Origin of the sequence: Suilimivivens sp., assembly GCF_037359455.1 — a bacterium.
Classification (GTDB): Bacteria; Bacillota; Clostridia; order Lachnospirales; family Lachnospiraceae; genus Suilimivivens; species Suilimivivens aceti.
The window spans coordinates 1-19,232 of the sequence record NZ_JAXXXI010000062.1; the positions used below are offsets into that span (position 1 = coordinate 1).

Here is a 19,232-nt window from a genome sequence, read left to right on the forward strand (position 1 = left end):
CGGGATTAATTGCTAATTAAAAAATGAAATAAATACCGGTCTTAATAATCCGTAAATAGTGGAGAATTAAGATCGGTATTTTTTATAACATAAAACTTTCATTATAACTGAAATTTTCATTTCCGCATTATCTAAGGTTGCATACCAAATCGAAGCCCAATAACTACACGGAATCATGTTTGTGATTTGGGCGCTGAATAAAGAACGGTGCTGTGAGAGGACGGCGGTTAGTCACCGCCTCCTACTCGATTCATAGGAAATTACGTCTTATGAATCAAAAAAGTCCTCCGAGTCCTCCGAGCCGGATTCTTTCTTATTGCAGCTTTTCGTCGATTGCGTTATGATAAAACAGAGTTCACAGATGAAATATGTGATATAACACAGGATAGATAAGGAAAAGGGATGAATCTAAAGAACAGGATTTTTTCAGAAAAAGAAGTAAACACCGGCAGACAGGTGGAGATGGATATTGCCAAGGTGGTCTTTGTGATCTTTGTAGCAATGGTGCACTGTACCATTGACTGTGTACCGGAAGAAGCACTAAACAGCGGACTTCCTTATATTTTTGATACGGTGATCGGAGGCCCCATGATCGCACCGGGACTGATGTTTTCCATGGGAGCCTGTCTTGTCTATGGCAGGAAGAAGGAATGGAATGACATTGTCAGAAGAGGGGTGCAGATCTTTCTGCTTGGATTTCTTCTGAACATGTGCCGTTACACGATCCCGGATCTGATCGGATATGCCATTTCTGGAGACAGGGATATGTTTCTTTCTTCTATTATATATCAGACCTTTAATAATGATATTTTCCAGCTTGCAGGACTTGTGCTGATCACGATAGGCATTTTTATAAAGCTTGGACTGTCTGATGTAAGTATGATCCTGATCGCACTGCTCTGTTCTGTTGTGGGAACCATGCTGAACGGAACTGATACAGGGAATATGGTATCCAATATCATTCTTGGATATTTTATTGGAACAGAGGATGCGGCAGGACAGGTGATGTCCTATTTTGTTTATATGAACTGGCTGATCATGCCGGTAAGCGGGTATGTATTTGGCAAAAGGCTCCGCAGGATAAAGGACAAAGCACTTTTTTACCGGATCGCCAGTACGGCATGCTTCCTTGTTACACTGCCGTATTTCCTGATAAAGATCAACAGCCGGCAGGGAATGTTCGGTGAGGGAGAGCTGTGCTATTATCATATCATTACGCCGGATGTCCTGATCTGTATCACGACAGCAGTCACCATGTTTGGTATTTACTATTTTATAGGAAAGCATTTATCTGAAAGAGCGGTGAAGCTTGTATACAGGATTGGCACGGATATGACGGCATTTTACTTTATCCACTGGATCTTTGTTGCACTGACCGTGCAGCTCTGTCTGAATCTGGTCAGGGGGACACAGCTTCTGCCCACGCCGATGATCCTGCTGCTGGCAGTGGTGATCACAGCAGTGTCCCTGATACTTGCAGATATCTGGAATAGTAAGATCAGAAAAGGATTTCAAAAGGGGAAAACAGAACATGAAGAAAAGAAAACTAAGTACTAAGGTGATCCTGGCAGTAGTGTTTTTTTCGCTGTTGATCATTGTGGCAACCTGCTTATCTGTGGTGCTGCGCTATCGGAAGGACATTATGGAAAGATACAGCAGCCAGGGCTTTGCCTATGCCAGGACGGCAGCAGCCTATATTGATGGGGATACGATAAAAAAGTATCTGGAGACCGGACAGAAGGATGCTTATTATGATGAGATTGAAAGCTTTCTGAATGCCAGTCAGGAAAATTCAGCCCTGAAATATTACTATGTTTACGTACCCTGTGAGGATGACCTGATTTATATCTGGGATGCCAATAAGGATGAAGGAGCCTGTGATCTGGGAGATCATGAGGATTATATGGAGGGAGGAAGGGAGGTTTCCTTTGCTGCCTTTCAGAAGGATCCGGAAGAACAGGTTCTTATATCCATGGATGAAACCTATGGGTACATTGCATCAGTAGTAGCACCGGTCTATGATAGTACGGGAGAGCCGGTGGCTCTTGTAGGTGTGGATATTTCCATGCCGGGAGTAAAGGAAAACATTGCCCGTTTCATTCTGACGACCAGCATCAATATCATCATCGTGATCCTGCTGTTTAGCATCGCATTGCTTGTGGTAGTCAGACAGAAGCTGCTCCGTCCGATTGGACTTTTAAACAGGGCATCCCAGAAGATGGTCGAGAACCTGGAGAAGGAAGAGACAGTTTCCATTGATATCCGGACAGGGGACGAGGTGGAAGAGCTTGCCAGATCCTTTGAAAGGATGTATGGGGAAGTAAAGGATTACATAGCACGCCTTTCTGAGGTGACAGCAGAAAAGGAAAGGATCGGTGCGGAGCTTTCAGTAGCGACCAAAATCCAGGCAGACATGCTGCCAAGTATTTTCCCGCCTTTTCCGGAACGGACAGACATGGAGATCTATGCGACTATGCATCCGGCCAAGGAGGTCGGCGGCGACTTCTACGACTTCTTCCTGATCGATCCCATGCATCTTGGCGTGGTGATCGCGGATGTTTCAGGAAAAGGAGTGCCGGCAGCTTTGTTTATGGTGATCGCCAAGACACTGATCAAGAACCGGGCACTGATGGGCGGAACACCGTCAGAGATCCTTGCCTTTGTCAATAACCAGCTATGTGAAAATAACGAAGCAGAGATGTTTGTAACCGTATGGATGGGAATTCTGGATCTGTCTACAGGTGTGATGACAGCAGCCAATGCCGGACATGAGTATCCTGCCTTCCGGAAAGCAGACGGCGAATTTGAGCTGATTAAGGACAAACATGGATTTGTTCTGGCAGGACTGGAGGATGTGGCATATACAGATTATGAGATCCGGTTTGAACCGGGAGATACGCTGTATGTTTATACGGATGGAGTGGCTGAGGCAACGAATGCAGAGAGCAAGCTGTTTGGTACAGAACGGATGCTGCAGGCATTAAATGGCAGCTCGGATAAGGCATGCAGGAAGATCCTTGAGAACGTAAGCGGGGGGATTCATGCCTTCGTACAGGAGGCTCCCCAGTTTGATGATATCACCATGGTGGCACTGACATATTATGGAGAAACCGGTGAACATTAATTCCCGTTTTCACCACGGATCACCAGAATATCATTTAATTTGACAACAGTATCTTTTTGCGGCAGAACCGACAGATTATCCCTGAGGATCAGGAAGATAGTCAGCTGGTCTGCCGTTTCTATTTCTTCGATCGTCTTGCCGGCATAGCGTCTGTCGGCAAGAATTTCAGCAATTTCCTTAATATCCGCATTTTTGATATTGGACAGACCACTCTTTCTCTGGTACTGTTCCACGAAGCCGGCGCTGATGATACCGGTAGGGATCGCCACGGCGCCAACACCAAGATAAGCGATACAGATCGCCATGACTTTGCCAAGGGTAGTAATGGGATAGATATCACCATAGCCCACAGTCAGAAGCGTGGACATGCTCCACCAGATCCCGCTGAATGCATTACGGAAGACATCAGGCTGTGCGTCATGCTCGACACTGTACATACACAGGCTGCTTGCCAGCATCAGGATCACTACAATAAAAACAGAGGAGATGATCTGATTCCGCTTTTCATAAAGGACGGTTGTGATGACATTGAAGGAATCATATCTGGAGTTGAGCCGGAACAGATGGAAGATCCGGGCAACCCGCAGCATCCGGAAGATGACAAAGCCGGACAGGAAGAAAAATGGCAGGATCGTCAGGAAGTCTATGATACCGTCAAAGGAAATTAGAAAGCACAGTCTGGAACGCAGTCTGCTTCTGGAAGGATAGAGCAGATCGGCTGTCCAGATCCGGAGTATATATTCGATGCAGAAGATGCAAAGGGTAGCAGCTTCTATCACGTGGAAAAAGCCGGACAGAAAGGACAGCTCCGAGAAGGTCTGGAGAAAAGTAACCACGATATTTGAAAAAATAACAACCGTAATGAAAATATCAAAGGCACGGCTGATCCGGTTACTTTTATCTCCAATCTGTATGATATTAAAAATTCTGGCTTTCAGAGGTAAGGAGTTTTCACTGTTCATAAGTGTGATCCTTTACATACTGATCCATCCAAAGGCATTTGCCACAGAGCTGATCAGGATAATGACGGCAAAGATCGGGCAGAGATATTTGATCATGATCACAAATACCTTTTTCCTTCTGAACCTGCTTTCGCCGTGAAGAACCTCTTCTTCGATCTTATCGACACCAACGACTCTTGAAATGAGGAGAGAGATGGCGATAGCAGCTATGGGCATCATCACGGAGTTGGTTAAAAAGTCAAAGAAATCAAGGAACTGCATGCCAATGATAGTAACAGAAGCAAGTGGCCCATAACCAAGGGATGAGAGACTTCCCAGGACGATCATAATAATACCAACAATAACAGTTGCTTTTTTACGATTCCAGTGAAGCTCATCCTCGAAGGTGGAAACTGCACTTTCTGTCAGGGCGATAGAACTGGTGATCGCAGCAAACAGCACCAGCACGAAGAAGAGTACCCCGATAGCGGAGCCAAGTCCCATGCTTTCAAATACCTTGGGAATGGTAATGAACATCAGGGAGGGACCTGCCTTCAGTGTATTCGGATCACCGCCGGAGAAAGCAAATACAGCAGGAATGATCATAAGGCCTGCCATGATAGCAATGGCGGTATCAAAAATCTCCACATTTTTGGTAGAGTCTTCAATGGAAATATCCTTTTTCATGTAGGAGCCAAAGGTGATCAGGATACCCATGGCAATGGAAAGAGAGTAAAACATCTGCCCCATGGCAGCTACGACTGTCATCCAGGAAAAATTCTGTACATTGGGAACCAGAAAATATTTCACACCGGCAAGTGCACCCGGTCTTGTTATGGAGTAAACAGCAATGATCACAGAAAGCACTACCAGAATAGGCATCATGATCCTGGATACACGCTCAATTCCATTTCGTACACCGGCATAAATGATAAGCAGGGTGAACAGGGCAAATATAATGAAGCAGATCTCTGTGGAAACACCATCGGAAATAAAGGAAGTAAAGTATTCATCAAAAGCCAGAAGATCACCATGGCCGGTAATATATTCAACAAGATATTTGATGACCCATCCACCGATCACAGAGTAATAGGGAACGATCAGGATCGGGATAATGGCATTCAGCCAGCCGCCAATGGAAAGGGAAATGGATTTCCCAAAGAAATGGAACGCACCTACAGGACTTTTGCCGGTCATACGTCCAAGAGAGGTTTCAGCAATGATCATGGTGTAACCGAAGGTCAGTGCCAGCAGAATATAGATAAGCAGGAAAATACCGCCGCCGTATTTGGCCGCAAGATATGGAAAACGCCATATATTTCCAAGACCAACGGAGGCACCCGCCGCAGAAAGGACGAAGCCGAGCTTTCCTGAAAATGAACTTCTTTGTTTGTGATTGTGACTCATAAAATTCCCCTTTTTCTTTTATTCTGAGCAGAGTATCTTCTCCTTACCAGGATCAGCTGCTTTTATTGTGCATATGTCGAAAATATAGCATAAAACCTGCAAAAAAGCAATGTTTCAGGCAGCCTGTCAATCATAAATTTTGTTTGACATTTTAAAAAACAGGCAATATAATTACACCAAACGAGTAGCAGATAAGCGTAAATCCAGTTTATCAGCTGCTCGTTTTTATATTGCGAAAAAATGAGCATTGCCATGAAAAGAGAGGAGCTGAAACAAAATGGCGGAAAGCAACAAGATGAAGGAAATGCCGGTGGATAGGCTGATGATCCGGATGGGGATCCCTATGATCTTATCTATGGCGTTGCAGGCGGTCTATAACATTGTAGACAGTGCTTTTGTAGGAAATATGAAAGAGGGAAGTGAAGCGGCGTTAAATGCCCTGACACTGGTATTCCCGGTTCAGATGCTTATGGTTGCAGTGGGGGTTGGAACAGGTGTGGGAACCAATGCGCTTCTGGCAAGGACACTTGGGCAGGGAACCAGTAAAAAGGCTGCAAGGGTAGCAGGAAACAGTCTGTTTCTTGGTGTGATCATTTATGCGGTCTGCCTGGTATTTGGTATATTTGGGGTAAAGGCATATATTACATCGCAGACAGTAGATGTGGAAGTAACTAAGATGGGCGTCAGCTATCTGAGAATATGCTGTGTGATTTCTTTTGGGATTATTTTCTTTTCTTTGTTTGAAAAGCTATTACAGGCAACAGGCCGATCACTTTATTCTACAATCGGACAGGTGGCTGGTGCGGTTATAAATATCATTCTTGATCCGGTCATGATCTATGGTATTGGACCCTGCCCGGAAATGGGAGTGAAGGGGGCAGCCTACGCAACTGTGATCGGACAGATAGCATCTGCAGTATTGCTGTTTTTCTTTCACATTAAGCTGAATAAGGAATTTGAGCACGGAGTGAAATATATGAAGCCAGACAGCGGGATCATCAAAGAAATCTATGCGATCGGACTTCCGGCGATTATCGCGCAGGCTCTGATGTCTATCATGGTTTATGTGATGAATCTGATCCTGAAATTCAGTCCGTCAGCACAGACTGCCTATGGTTTATTCTATAAGGTACAGCAGTTTGTCCTGTTCCTTGCATTTGGACTTCGGGATGCGATCACTCCAATCATCGCGTTTGCTTATGGGATGAGAAGCAGGAAGAGGATTCAGGCTGGAATTAAATATGGGCTTATTTATACTATTGCATTAATGATCCTTGGGACTGCGATCACAGAAATATTTCCCGGGGCATTTGCAGCGCTGTTTAATGCAGGACAGTCGAGAGAATATTTTGTCGGTGCGATGAGAGTGATCTCCATCAGCTTTCTGTTTGCCGGAATCAATGTTGCTTATCAGGGCATTTATCAGGCACTGGATGGTGGTGTGGAATCACTGGTTATTTCGCTTTTGAGACAGCTCATTATTATCCTGCCGCTGGCGGGAATTCTTTCTCTGTTTGTCAGAAATGGTCAGATGGGGGTTTCACTGATCTGGTGGGCATTTCCGGTCACTGAAACGACCGCATGTCTTGTGGGATATGTATTTTTAAAGAGGATCAGAAAAATTAAAGTGGATGCTTTGGATTAAGGAGGAGTCAGAGATGGCAAAAAGAATTATTACGATCAGCAGAGAATTTGGAAGCGGTGGACGTTTTATCGGAGAAGAGGTCGCAAGAAAGCTTGGGATTGTTTATTACGATAAAAGCATTATTAATGAGATTGCAGAAAAGTCAGGTTTAGCACCGGAATATATTCAGGAAAATGCAGAGCTGTCTCCGAAGAAAGGAGTATTTGCATATGCACTTGTCGGACGTGACGTTACAGGAAGATCAGTTGGGGATATGGTTTATGAGGTGCAGAGAAAGATTATTTTAGATCTGGCAGAGAGAGAACCCTGCGTGATCATTGGAAGAAATGCAGATTATATTTTAAAAGACCGGAACGATGTGCTGAACGTGTTTATCCACGGGGATATGCCGGAAAAAATACAGCGCATCAGTCGGTTATATCATGTCAGTGAACAGAAGGCTGTCAAAATGATGGCAGATACAGACAAAAGACGTATGACAAATTATAATTTTTATACAGAGCAGAAATGGGGGAGAGCCAGCAATTATACGTTGTGCCTGAACAGCTCACAGCTTGGATATGACAGATGTGAGAAGATCATTATGGAATGCAGTAATAGTTGAAATATGGATGTATACTTATTTTGGTGTCATGCTGGCAATCCAGATAGCACAGAAGCTGCTTGATAAATTAGATAAATGTGATATACTGAATATATATGAAAAGAAACCGTGTGAAATTGCAGTTTTGTTAGCACACGGTTTTTTAGAAAACAATGGTTAGATAAGACTAACTTGCATAATGGAAATATACAGGACAGTTTAAAATAGGAAAGCTTTCAATCGTTCGGAATATTTCAAACAAAATAATAGTTTTGGAGAAACTTAGCTGATATTAAGGAGATGATAAGAGATGAAGAAAAGGCATTTTGATGTGGAATTAGATGGATTTTATGGTGCATATTGGAAATGCAAAACAGGCTCAGACTGTGCAATGATTGCCATGATCGGAGATGATCCAGAGGATTATCTGGCACGTACATCCGTGAAATGGTTACATAAACTCGGTATAAATGTGATGACAATGTCACCTGGAAAAAAGGATTATGGACATCATAATTATCCACTGGAACGTATAGAGAAAGCAATCAATTGGTTAAAAGTACATGGTAATCAGAAGATAGGAATTGTCGGGGCCTCTACTACAGGAACACTTGCATTAACTGCCGCTTCTTATTTTGAGGATATTACATTGACGATAGGTCTGACACCGAGTGACTTTATCTGGCAGGGGTTTATGCAGGGCAAAAAAGATGGCTGTAAGGAATGGCCGATTGAGGGAGAATCTCTTTTTTCTTACAAAGGAGAACCACTTCCGTATATGCCTTTTTGCTACAAACATCCTGACTACTGGCATGTAATCGAGAAAGAAACAAAACGAACCGGTGATATGATTAATTCGAAAAAACTGTTTGATGATTCAGAAAAGGCTCACCCAATCACAGAAGACGAGATGATCAAGATTGAAAAAATCCATGGAACAGTATTGCTGATTGGTGCTGAGGATGATGTGTTGTGGGATACTGCAAAATATATCTGTCGAATGAAACAGCGAATGGAAGAACGCCCGCATATATGCAGATTAGAGCCTGTAATTTATGAGCATGGAACCCATTTCGTTTTTCCAGAGAGCATGCTAAAGACAATGCTTCCGGTTGGATCCGGACTCTTTATGAAGCTGGCATTTCAGGCAGCAAGAAAATATCCGAAAGAATGTCGCAGGGTACGTCTGGATATTGACCAGCGGGTAAGAAATGCAGCTACAGAATGGAAGAGTGCAGATAGATAATTGCCGGAAGAATTTTTATTATATGCGAGTTAGAATAAACTAACAAAAGGAACAACGATAAAACGAAAGATAGGAGTGAACAAGTGTGAAAGAAAAAAAGAAGTCGACAGTCAGCTGGATTCTGATATGGGCCGGACAAAAAAGAATTGTCTATGCGTGGAGTGTGTTACTTGCAATAGGAAATGTGGTTTTTAAGATTTTTCCGTATTTTATCATTGCAGATGTAGTAAAGCTGTTTTTAAGTGGTGAGAAGGAGCTTGAGAAATATCTTGTAAAAGTGGTTCTGATCGCGCTGTCGTTTATCATTGCGGAACTGTTTCATTCACTCTCAACGGCATTGTCACATAAAGCAACATTTGCTGTACTCGCAAATATAAGAAAATCCTGCTGTGACAAGCTGGCCCGGGTGCCACTTGGTTATGTGAAGGATACACCATCCGGTACATTTAAGAATATCATAGTGGAAAGAATCGACAGTATTGAGACGACACTGGCGCATATTGTCCCGGAATTCACCTCCAATCTGCTGGCACCGATTGTGATTTTGATCTATTTCTTTTTGACAGACTGGAGACTGGCACTCTGGTCATTGGTGCCGGTTATAGTGGGATTTCTTTCCTATTTTGGCATGATGCTTGAGTATAAGCCGAGCTTTGAGAGAACGGTTCAGACAACAAAAGATCTGAATGATGCGGCAGTGGAATATATTGACGGAATCGAAGTAATAAAGGCATTTGGAAAGACAGAAAGCTCTTATGCCAAATTTACCAAGGCGGCTATGGAATATGCGGATTCCTTTATTTCCTGGATGAAACGGTGCTCAATATTTCATGCACTGATGATGGTGGTCACACCCTATACGCTTCTTACGGTATTGCCGTTTGGGGCACACTATGCAGCGAATGGAACACTTGCGGTTTCTGATTTTGTCATCTGTATTATTTTATCACTTGGAATCGTTGGGCCGTTGATCACAGTGGGTTCCTATACAGATGATCTTGGCAAGATCGGAGTGATTGTTGATGAAGTGGCGGGGATTCTGGAACAGCCGGAGCTGGAACGTCCAGAGAAAAGTGAAGGTGTTCCAAAAGATAACTCCGTTACTCTTGAAGATGTCAGATTTGGTTATCACGACAAAGAAATCCTGCACGGAGTAACTATGAAGCTGAAAGCAGGAACGGTAAATGCAATCGTAGGACCTTCCGGAAGCGGAAAGTCAACCATTGCAAAGCTGATCGCATCCCTGTGGGATGTGGATTTTGGAAGTATCAAAATCGGCGGAGTTGATGTAAAAGAAATGGCACTTGCAGATTTTAACCGGAAAATTGCATATGTTGCACAGGACAATTATCTGTTTAATGAAACGGTCCGTGAAAATATCAGACAGGGAAATCCGGATGCGACAGATGAACAGATCATCGAGGTGACAAAGAAAAGCGGATGCTATGAATTTATCATGCAGCTGGAAAATGGATTTGATACGGTTGTAGGAGGCGCAGGAGGACATCTGTCAGGAGGCGAGAGACAGCGTATCTCGATTGCAAGAGCGATGCTGAAAGATGCTCCGATCGTGATCCTTGATGAGGCAACTGCTTACACAGATCCGGAAAATGAGGCAATTCTGCAGAGCTCTATCGCAAAACTGGTAGCGGGGAAGACATTGCTTGTAATAGCACACAGACTTTCTACCATTAAGGACAGTGACCAGATTTTTGTTGTAAATGATGGAAATGTAACAGCACATGGCACGCATGAGGAGCTTCTGGTGTCATGCCCGCTTTATAATGAGATGTGGAATGCCCATATTTCTGTAAAAGATACTGTGAAGGAGGGAGAATGATATGGTTGGGATTCTGGCAAAATTCTTTCGTTTCTCGGGCAGGGAAAATAGTAATAAATTTAAAATCTCGATGGTGATCGGACTCATAGAGGCTCTTGCCTCAGCAATGAAGATTCCGGCTATTATGTACATATTGATCGGTCTGCTGAGTGGAAAACCGATAGGAAAATATATTGGAGGATCCATTGCGATTATGGTCATTGCAATCGTAGCTGATGTTATCTGTAAAAGATATTCTACAGTGCTTCAGACAGAAGGCGGATATAATGCAAGTGCTTTTATGAGAATCAAGATTGCAGAGCATCTGCGCTATCTGCCAATGGGATATTTTAATTCCAATAGTATCGGGGAAATTTCTTCCATTACGACCAATACAATGGAAGTACTTGGCGATGTGGCTGCGAGAGTGGTCATGCTGACTATGCAGGGAATCCTGGAAACATCAATGATCATTCTCATATTGTTTCTTTTTGACTGGAGAATCGGTCTGATAGCTGCAGCAGGAGTGCTTATTTTCTTTGGTGTCAATTCTGTGATGCAGAATGCAGGGAAAAAAGCTTCAGAGCAGAAAGTAGTATGTGATACAGAGCTTGTAAACCAGATCATGGAGTATCTGCAGGGAATATCAGAAGTAAAATCATACAATCTGCTTGGAAAACAGGCGAAAAGATTAAATGATGCAAATGAAGCATGCGAAAGGATCAATACAAAGATGGAACTTTTGTTTGTTCCCTATCATTTCCTGCAAAGTGTGGTAACAAAAATCACAGGTGCGGTGATCGTAGCGTGCAGTGCATATTTTTATATCAATGGAACCATGAGTGCGGTCTATGCGATCGGTATGACAATCTCAGCATTTATGCTTTATTCCAGTCTGGAATGCGCGGGAAATTATTCATCCCTTTTGCATGTGGTAAGCGTATGCGTAGATAAAGCAAATGCAATACTGGCACTGGATACCATGGATATCGATGGCAAAGAAATCCAGCCGGAAAATTACGATATCAGACTTTCTGACATTTCGTTTTCTTATGACAAACGGAAGATTATTGATGATGTATCGCTCTCTATTCCACAGAAAACGACGACAGCAATCGTTGGACCATCTGGTGGAGGAAAATCAACACTTTGCAATCTGATTGCCAGATTCTGGGATGTGGATTCCGGAGAAGTGACGCTTGGAGGTGTGAATGTAAAAGACTACAGCATGAACAGTCTGATGCGTAATTTTTCATTTGTGTTTCAGTCTGTGTATTTGTTTGCAGACACCATTGAGAATAATATTAAATTCGGACGTCAGGATGCAAGCCATGAGGAAGTGGTGGAAGCGGCAAAGAAAGCGTGCTGTCACGATTTCATCAGTAAACTTCCTGATGGATATGACACAGTAATCGGAGAAGGCGGAGCCACACTTTCCGGTGGTGAGAAGCAGCGTATTTCGATAGCCAGAGCAATCATGAAGGATGCACCAATCGTTATATTAGATGAGGCAACGGCCAATGTTGATCCGGAGAATGAAAAAGATCTGATGGATGCAGTAGATGCACTTACAAAGGAAAAAACGATTATCATGATTGCCCACAGATTAAAAACAGTCAGACATGCAGACCAGATTGTGGTTGTTGACAAAGGAAGAATTGTGCAGCAGGGAACACATGAGCAGCTAATGAAGCAGGAAGGTATTTATAAGAGATTTGTGGATGCAAGGCAGCAGGCGGTAAGCTGGAAACTGGCGCATTGAGAAATAATCCACAGCTGGTGAACGTCAGGTGGGTAAGACTTGGATTCTGAAAGAGTTTGGCAGGCGCTATTATGAAAATACAGCTTACTTTAACCTCGACGAAAATGAAGAATATAAGCAATTTTTTGAAACAACCAAGGATGTGGATCGGATTCTACAAAACCTTATACTGGCAAGCGGTCAAAAAATCGTGCCTGAAAAAACCCTTATCATTTTTGATGAGGTGCAGGACTGCCCTAAGGTCATTAACTCTATGAAGTATTTTTGCGAGAATGCACCGCAGTATCACGTTGCCTGCGCTGGTTCTCTGCTTGGTATTGCTCTGGCAAAACCTTCCTCTTTTCCAGTGGGTAAGGTCAACTTTATGCAGATTGATCCGATGACCTTTAATGAATTCCTGCTTGCTAACGGTGATGAAAATCTGGCACAGTATCTGGAAAAGGTGGATATCCTTGAACCCATCCCTGACGCCTTCTTTAATCCGCTGTATGAGAAGCTGAAAATGTACTATGTCACCGGTGGTATGCCGGAGTCGGTATTGATGTGGACGGAAGCACGGGATGTTTCTGCCATGCAGGAAGCATTGTCCGGAATCATCGGAGCCTATGAGCGTGATTTTGCAAAACATCCTAATCTCAGCGAGTTCCCGAAAATCTCAATGATTTGGAAATCCATTCCTTCTCAACTGGCAAGAGAGAACAAGAAGTTTATCTATAAAGTGGTCAAGGAAGGAGCACGAGCCCGTGAGTACGAGGATGCCTTGCAATGGCTGGTAGATGCCCGTTTGGTGCATAAGATTTATCGCAGCTCAGCTCCCGGCCTGCCGATTGCAGCTTACGATGACCTGTCTGCTTTCAAGATTTATCTGGTGGATGTGGGACTGCTCCGCCGTCTGGCACAGCTTTCTCCCACTGCCTTTGGCGAAGGCAACCGCCTTTTTACTGAATTCAAAGGCGCATTAACCGAAAACTTTGTGCTGCAGACTTTAATTACTCAGTTTGAAGTCATGCCCCGTTATTGGAGCCAGAACAACCCGCCTTACGAAGTGGATTTTCTCATTCAGCGGGAGAACGACATCTTCCCCGTGGAGGTCAAATCCGAAACCAACACAACCAACAAGAGTATGAAGAAGTTCAAGGAACTGTTTCCTGACAAGGTCAAGCTCCGCATCCGTTTCTCATTGGACAATCTGAAGCTGGACGATGATGTGCTGAATATCCCGCTGTTCATGGCAGATCAGACGGATCGATTGATTGGGTTGGCATTGCCGACCAGATGATCTCTATTATCTGGACGATGGTGAGAAGAAGAATCATGCAATTTTCCGGGATATTTTGGCGGAAAAGCCTATTCTTCCTACTGCAAATGCTGTGCTTGATGGGAAATATGATAAAGTCAATGCTGACAATGAAGTAAAAACACCAAATTATCATAGGAACGGGGCAGTGGTTATGATAAGATTGTTGAAGCAACCGGTAAAAATGAGCTGCTTGCTCCGAGAATTGAAAATCAGAATAACCAATTCACAAAAGCAATATTGTTTGCAAAAGTACCATTTGAATTAACTACCAAAGAAGATCGGATGCGGACTTGCTATATGCAGGCGTGTCTAGCATATGTCAATTTTGAAGGTATTTCTAATTCAGATATTCGAAAAATATTTGGTCTGGGAGAAAAAGAGAAGGCCAAGGCATCAAGACTTCTTACCAGTGCTGTCGAAGGTGGATATATTAAAGTAATGGACCCGGATACAGCACCAAGATATAAAAAGTACATTCCATATTGGGCATAATTTAAGTTTCGCTAAGTTTCACTTATATAAGCACGTGAGAGAATTTTAATAGAAAAATATGCTAAAAAGGCACTGAAAACAATGGATTACCGGTTTTTCAGTGCCTTTTCCTTGAGTAAAAAGAAAAAAATATAATAAATTTAAGTTTTGCTAAGTTGCACTAAGCTCTATTCGTTTGATTTCCGCCACTGTTTTGATGGTTCTCGTTTTCCACAATCATCACAGGTCTGTGGCCAGTTGATTTTCCATTCAAAATATTCATCTCTGGTAATTGCACCAGATTTCAGTTCTTCTTTTCTAAGCGTCCATTCTTTCAGAAAATCGTTAAGAACTCCATAATTAAACCACATACCAACAGGTGAATGTGCAGGCCAGCTATCGGAATCATGGTAACGGACAGCGATATCGTCACTGGAATTTGATTTTTCGCCTGGATAAGTCTCTAACTGAAAGAGATTAATCATGCCAGGATTAAATTCGTCAATCCAGAATAGGATTTCCATCAGTTCAGAAGCATTCATCGTAGTTGGTTCATGCAGTGTCAGTGGATTCACATCCAAAATCTTAGCCATTTCAGTAACCAGATCTTTACGGGGAACTAGCTTTTTATGGGGAGCATTGAAGATACTCCGGAAACGGTCGGTATGCTTGGAAAGAAGCTACCGATATTTAGAATGCTTGGTTTGCAGAGTAATGTGGAGATCGGTGGACTAGTGGATTCATCTTCAATACAAAGCATGGACGTCCGATAATGTCGGCGGGAGTGAACAGCTTTCTAAAAAATATTGTCAATGCCTATAATAAGAAAGAAAGCAAACTGGCAGAAGAAGAGAAGCGAGAGACGGGGCTGATGCCGCCTATTTCATCGCATACCCTTCGTCATACGGGATGTACCAGATTGGGTGAAAACAACGTCAATCCCAAAGTTATGCAGTATGTGATGGGCCATTCAGATGCACAGATCACAATGAATGTCTATAATCATATTGCAGAAAAGTCTCATGTGGAGAATGGGATGTCTAAAATGAACCTGCCGGAAACCGTACCTGTTGTGGTATAAATCATAAGTTGTTGTCGTAAAAATGTGGTCAAATCAAGAAAATCGAGTGCGAAAGCAAGTGAAAAATCCCTGTGAAGTAGTGGCATACGCCATGCACAGCTCGGGAAAGAATTCCCTCGCTGTCGGGCTGTCGCCCTATACATTTCCATGAAAGAGCCATCTTTACCAAGCAAGCTTGAAAGAAGGCTCTTTCACGTAAATGTGCATGGCTCGCAGCGTTCACAAAATCTTCACAAAAAATTAGCACTCACCTCTTGACAGTGCTAATAATAGGTGTTATATTACATTTAGAACAAAGGAAGAGGAAAGAATGGAGGAATGACTTATGTTAATGCCTAGTGTATATGGAAGAGATTTCTTTGATGATTTAATGGATGGTTTTGGATTCCCGGATGTAAATAAGAAGCTGTATGGCAGGCATGCGAAGAACATGATGAAGACAGATATCAGGGAGACCGATGAGGGATATGAAGTGATCATGGATCTGCCGGGATTCAAGAAGGATGAGATCGAGGTTCAGCTTGAAAACGGTTATCTGACTGTATCAGCAGCCAAGGGACTTGACAAGGATGAAGCCGATAAGAAAGGTAAATACATCTGCAGAGAGCGGTATGCCGGTGAAATGAGCAGAAGCTTCTATGTAGGTGAGGATATCCTTGATACCGATATTCATGCAAGGTTTGAAAATGGTATTCTGAAGCTGGATGTTCCAAAGAAGGAAGCGAAGGCAGTGGAAACAAAGAAACATGTTGCCATTGAAGGATGACAGGTAACCTGCCCCGGACTTTCCGGGGCATTTTTTGAATAAGCAGAAAAGAGGGTGAGAACAGTGGCTGATAAACGAGATTATTATGAAGTACTTGGCGTAGCAAGAAATGCAGATGACGCAGCGATCAAAAAAGCATACCGTAAGCTTGCGAAGAAATATCACCCGGATATGAATAAGGACAATCCCTCCGCTGAAGAGAAATTCAAGGAAGTCACGGAGGCTTATAATATATTAAGTGATAAGGAAAAGAGAAAACTGTACGATCAGTTTGGTCATGCTGCCTTTGACGAAGGGGGCGGCAATGCCGGAGCCGGTGGCTATCAGGGCGGTTTTGGCTCAGATGGTACTTTTCATTTTAATGGCGGTCCCGGTGGCGGCTATCAGGAGTTCCATTATTCCGGAGATAATCTGGATGATATTTTTGATGGTATTTTCGGAGGCTTCAAAGGAAAGGGCTTCGGCAATGGTTTCCATTCGAAAGGCTTCCACACGCAGGATTTTGAGGATGATGGCGGGTTCTTTGGAAGAGGGGGCAGAAGCCACAGCCAGGAAGGAGAGGATGTTCTGGCTAAGGTGGATGTTACCTTTGAAGAGGCAGCCCTTGGCGCTGATAAGGTGATCCATTTCCGGTCACCAGACGGGAAAGAAGAGTCCCTGCAGGTGCATATTCCCGCAGGTATTGATTCCGGACAGAAGATCCGGCTGAAAGGCAAAGGCATGCCGGGAAGAAATGGCGGCGGTGCCGGTAACATGCTTCTGGAGGTCAATGTCCTTAAGAAGCCCGGCTTTGAACGGAAGGGCATGGACATTTATACCACAGTTGAAATTCCCTTTGCAACAGCAGCCCTTGGCGGTGAGGCGATCGTACCTACCTTAAATGGGCGGGTAAGCTGCAAGATCAAAGAAGGAACTCAGTCCGGAACAAAGATCCGGCTGAAGGGCAAAGGAATCGTATCCATGAAGAATGCTTCGGAAAAAGGTGATGAATATGCGGTGATCCAGATTCAGGTGCCAAAGCATCTGAGCCCGGACGCAAGACAGAAACTGACAGAGTTTGTAAAGGCAGCTTCCTGATGAGGGAGGCTGCCTTTAGTACCATATAAAGATCTTATCAGCGACTATCTGCCTGCGTTTGAGACAACGCTTGCAGGGAATTTTTAAATCTAGGTTTTAGAATGAGCGGAAGGCAATTTAGGTTGCCTTCCCTTTCTTTTTCTGCCGTTTTCTGGATGATTGCATGAAATAAACAGTGTTTATATACCGATACACGAAAAAGTAAATCAATTTAGTGGAGCAATAAAAACGGGGCAAAATTCATATGATAAAATTGAAAAAACGGGGCAAAAGAGGTATTGTTAAAAAGGGAGGAGAAAATTTATGTATAGAAAAGACTCCATTATCATAGAAGAATGGTTGAAAAGTTCTGATAAAGCATTATTGGTGACAGGAGCCAGACAGATTGGAAAGACCTGGCTTATAAGAGAGGAAATTGCCAAAAGCGGATATCGCAAGTTTGAAGTAAATTTCATAGATCAGCCGGATCTGATAGATTATCTCAATGTCAAAATGAGTGCGGATGAGTTTCTGGTGAAATTAAAAATGATTATGCCGGAAGATTGTAAGCCACAGGAAACTGTCGTTTTTTTTGATGAGATACAGAAATGTCCGGAAATAGTGACAAAGATAAAGTTTCTTGTCGAAGAAGGCAGCTTCAAATATGTAATGAGCGGATCCTTATTAGGAGTAGAGCTTAAGGGAATAGCGTCGGTTCCGGTGGGATATTTAACGTTCCTAAGAATGTATCCTATGGATTTTGAAGAATTCATGATAGCGAATAATGTGTCAAAAACAACTTTGGAAATGTTGAAAGAAAAATTTGAAGCATACCAGCCGGTGGATGAATTCATACACCAAAAGCTATTGTCTCTGTTTTTTATCTACCTTATTGTTGGAGGCATGCCAGATGCGGTAAAAAGCTATATTGCTACAAAAGATATTCGGGAGGTGGATAAAGTACAACGGGATATCGTAGCGCTATACAAAGAGGGTTTCTCTCAATATGAGAGTGAAGATAAAAAACTAAAATTGATATCTATTTATGATATCATTCCGGCAGAATTAAACAAACAGAATAAAAAGTTTGTATTTACAATGCTGGACAAAGAGCTAAAGTTTGACAGATATGAAAACAGTTTTTTGTGGCTGAAAGATGCCGGAGTCGCGTTGCCGGTATATAACGTGGAAGCTCCCATTATTCCTCTCAAAGCGAGCAAGAGCAGCAATGTGTTTCGGCTTTTCTCCAATGACACCGGATTGCTTACCAGTGCATATCCGGCGGAAACCAAACTGGAACTGATCAATAAAAACAGCGAAGTAAATAACGGCGCTCACTTTGAAAATGCTGTGATCCAGCAATTAACTTCCAATGGTCTGGAACCCTATTTCTGCAAAAAGAAAAATATAGGGGAACTGGATGTTCTGGTCGAAATGGAGGGAAAAGTGGTTCCAATTGAGGTAAAATCCGGGAAAGCCTACAAGGTACACAAAGCCTTGGATAACTTTATGAAAATTCCCGATTATCATATTGAGAAGGCATATGTTTTATCGGTAGCAAATGTGGAACAGGAGGGAGCCGTAGTATATCTTCCTGTCTATATGTGCTATCTCTTAAAAGAACGGAAAATTGGAAAGCTAATAGTGAATCTGGATATGGAAGGGTTATAACGTTGGAAGAAGTGATAAAACGATAAATCGGGATTGTGCGCCCAGACAAGCGTTGCTTTCCAGAATCTCATCTACGACTATTACGGCAAGGAACTGTCAGAATTACATCAATGAAACAAAACCTGACGGAACCGTTGTAACCAGATTCACGCCGATTGCGGCCAAATTGAATGACTGGCTGAAGGCCGAATTGTTTTCAGAAATGATGGTATAGTTACAAAGTTCGATGTAAAAAATGTGATAAATGAGCAAAAGTTCATTGTACTTTTTGTAAATATGTCTTATGATACATTTATATAGAGAATAATGGAGCATTCCTGTTAAGTAACAAATAACCGGTTTGCAAAAAATGAGTGCCAC

At 42.9% G+C, this 19,232-nt stretch carries 13 protein-coding genes and 2 pseudogenes; 12 read left to right on the top strand and 3 right to left on the bottom strand.

What is annotated here, in order from left to right:
• Window positions 1-402: 402 nt before the first annotated feature.
• Both WJQ40_RS14000 and WJQ40_RS14005 read left to right on the top strand, forming a co-directional pair.
• Window positions 403-1,557: a hypothetical protein gene (locus WJQ40_RS14000; RefSeq protein ID WP_337540935.1), complete on the top strand. Its 1,155-nt coding sequence runs from the start codon at window positions 403-405 to the stop codon at window positions 1,555-1,557.
• Complete coding sequence (locus WJQ40_RS14005; protein WP_337540936.1) at window positions 1,532-3,124, top strand: SpoIIE family protein phosphatase; 1,593 nt, start codon at window positions 1,532-1,534, stop codon at window positions 3,122-3,124. The genes WJQ40_RS14000 and WJQ40_RS14005 overlap by 26 nt, the downstream gene beginning before the upstream one ends.
• Here WJQ40_RS14005 and WJQ40_RS14010 read toward each other — a convergent pair.
• Together WJQ40_RS14010 and WJQ40_RS14015 are read right to left on the bottom strand one after the other, a co-directional pair.
• Window positions 3,121-4,086 (bottom strand): ion transporter, encoded by a 966-nt coding sequence (locus WJQ40_RS14010; protein WP_337540938.1) that lies wholly within the window; start codon window positions 4,084-4,086, stop codon window positions 3,121-3,123. The genes WJQ40_RS14005 and WJQ40_RS14010 overlap by 4 nt on opposite strands.
• Before the next feature lie 12 nt (window positions 4,087-4,098).
• Complete coding sequence (locus WJQ40_RS14015) at window positions 4,099-5,472, bottom strand: sodium-dependent transporter (protein ID WP_337540940.1); 1,374 nt, start codon at window positions 5,470-5,472, stop codon at window positions 4,099-4,101.
• 277 nt (window positions 5,473-5,749) lie between these two features.
• Between WJQ40_RS14015 and WJQ40_RS14020 the strand changes: the two genes are divergently transcribed.
• The 6 genes and pseudogenes from WJQ40_RS14020 to WJQ40_RS14045 all read left to right on the top strand — a co-directional run.
• Complete coding sequence (locus tag WJQ40_RS14020) at window positions 5,750-7,117, top strand: MATE family efflux transporter (protein WP_337540942.1); 1,368 nt, start codon at window positions 5,750-5,752, stop codon at window positions 7,115-7,117.
• 13 nt (window positions 7,118-7,130) lie between these two features.
• Window positions 7,131-7,721, top strand: coding sequence for a cytidylate kinase-like family protein (locus tag WJQ40_RS14025; protein WP_337540944.1), 591 nt, complete (start codon window positions 7,131-7,133; stop codon window positions 7,719-7,721).
• Window positions 7,722-8,010: 289 nt separating this feature from the next.
• Entirely contained in the window at window positions 8,011-8,946 is a 936-nt protein-coding gene (locus WJQ40_RS14030; protein ID WP_337540946.1) for an acyl-CoA thioester hydrolase/BAAT C-terminal domain-containing protein, read from the top strand.
• Between the two features lie 85 nt (window positions 8,947-9,031).
• On the top strand, window positions 9,032-10,786 hold the full coding sequence (locus WJQ40_RS14035; RefSeq protein ID WP_337540948.1) for an ABC transporter ATP-binding protein: 1,755 nt from the start codon (window positions 9,032-9,034) through the stop codon (window positions 10,784-10,786).
• Window position 10,787: 1 nt separating this feature from the next.
• Complete coding sequence (locus tag WJQ40_RS14040) at window positions 10,788-12,527, top strand: ABC transporter ATP-binding protein (RefSeq protein ID WP_337540950.1); 1,740 nt, start codon at window positions 10,788-10,790, stop codon at window positions 12,525-12,527.
• Window positions 12,528-12,549: 22 nt separating this feature from the next.
• Window positions 12,550-13,806: pseudogene (locus WJQ40_RS14045) on the top strand (ATP-binding protein); the annotation flags it as partial.
• Between the two features lie 680 nt (window positions 13,807-14,486).
• Here WJQ40_RS14045 and WJQ40_RS14050 read toward each other — a convergent pair.
• Window positions 14,487-14,918, bottom strand: a pseudogene (locus WJQ40_RS14050) (XRE family transcriptional regulator); the annotation flags it as partial.
• Between the two features lie 152 nt (window positions 14,919-15,070).
• Here WJQ40_RS14050 and WJQ40_RS14055 point away from each other — a divergent pair.
• The 4 genes from WJQ40_RS14055 (at window position 15,071) to WJQ40_RS14070 (ending at window position 18,872) form a co-directional block, all read left to right on the top strand.
• Complete coding sequence (locus WJQ40_RS14055; RefSeq protein WP_337540951.1) at window positions 15,071-15,379, top strand: tyrosine-type recombinase/integrase; 309 nt, start codon at window positions 15,071-15,073, stop codon at window positions 15,377-15,379.
• Between the two features lie 325 nt (window positions 15,380-15,704).
• Window positions 15,705-16,145 (top strand): Hsp20/alpha crystallin family protein, encoded by a 441-nt coding sequence (locus tag WJQ40_RS14060; protein WP_118798705.1) that lies wholly within the window; start codon window positions 15,705-15,707, stop codon window positions 16,143-16,145.
• 63 nt (window positions 16,146-16,208) lie between these two features.
• Window positions 16,209-17,222 carry a DnaJ C-terminal domain-containing protein gene (locus WJQ40_RS14065; RefSeq protein ID WP_337540954.1) on the top strand — a complete coding sequence of 338 codons (1,014 nt, stop codon included), beginning with the start codon at window positions 16,209-16,211 and terminating at the stop codon, window positions 17,220-17,222.
• 303 nt (window positions 17,223-17,525) lie between these two features.
• Window positions 17,526-18,872, top strand: coding sequence for an AAA family ATPase (locus WJQ40_RS14070; protein WP_337540956.1), 1,347 nt, complete (start codon window positions 17,526-17,528; stop codon window positions 18,870-18,872).
• Window positions 18,873-19,232: the final 360 nt, after the last annotated feature.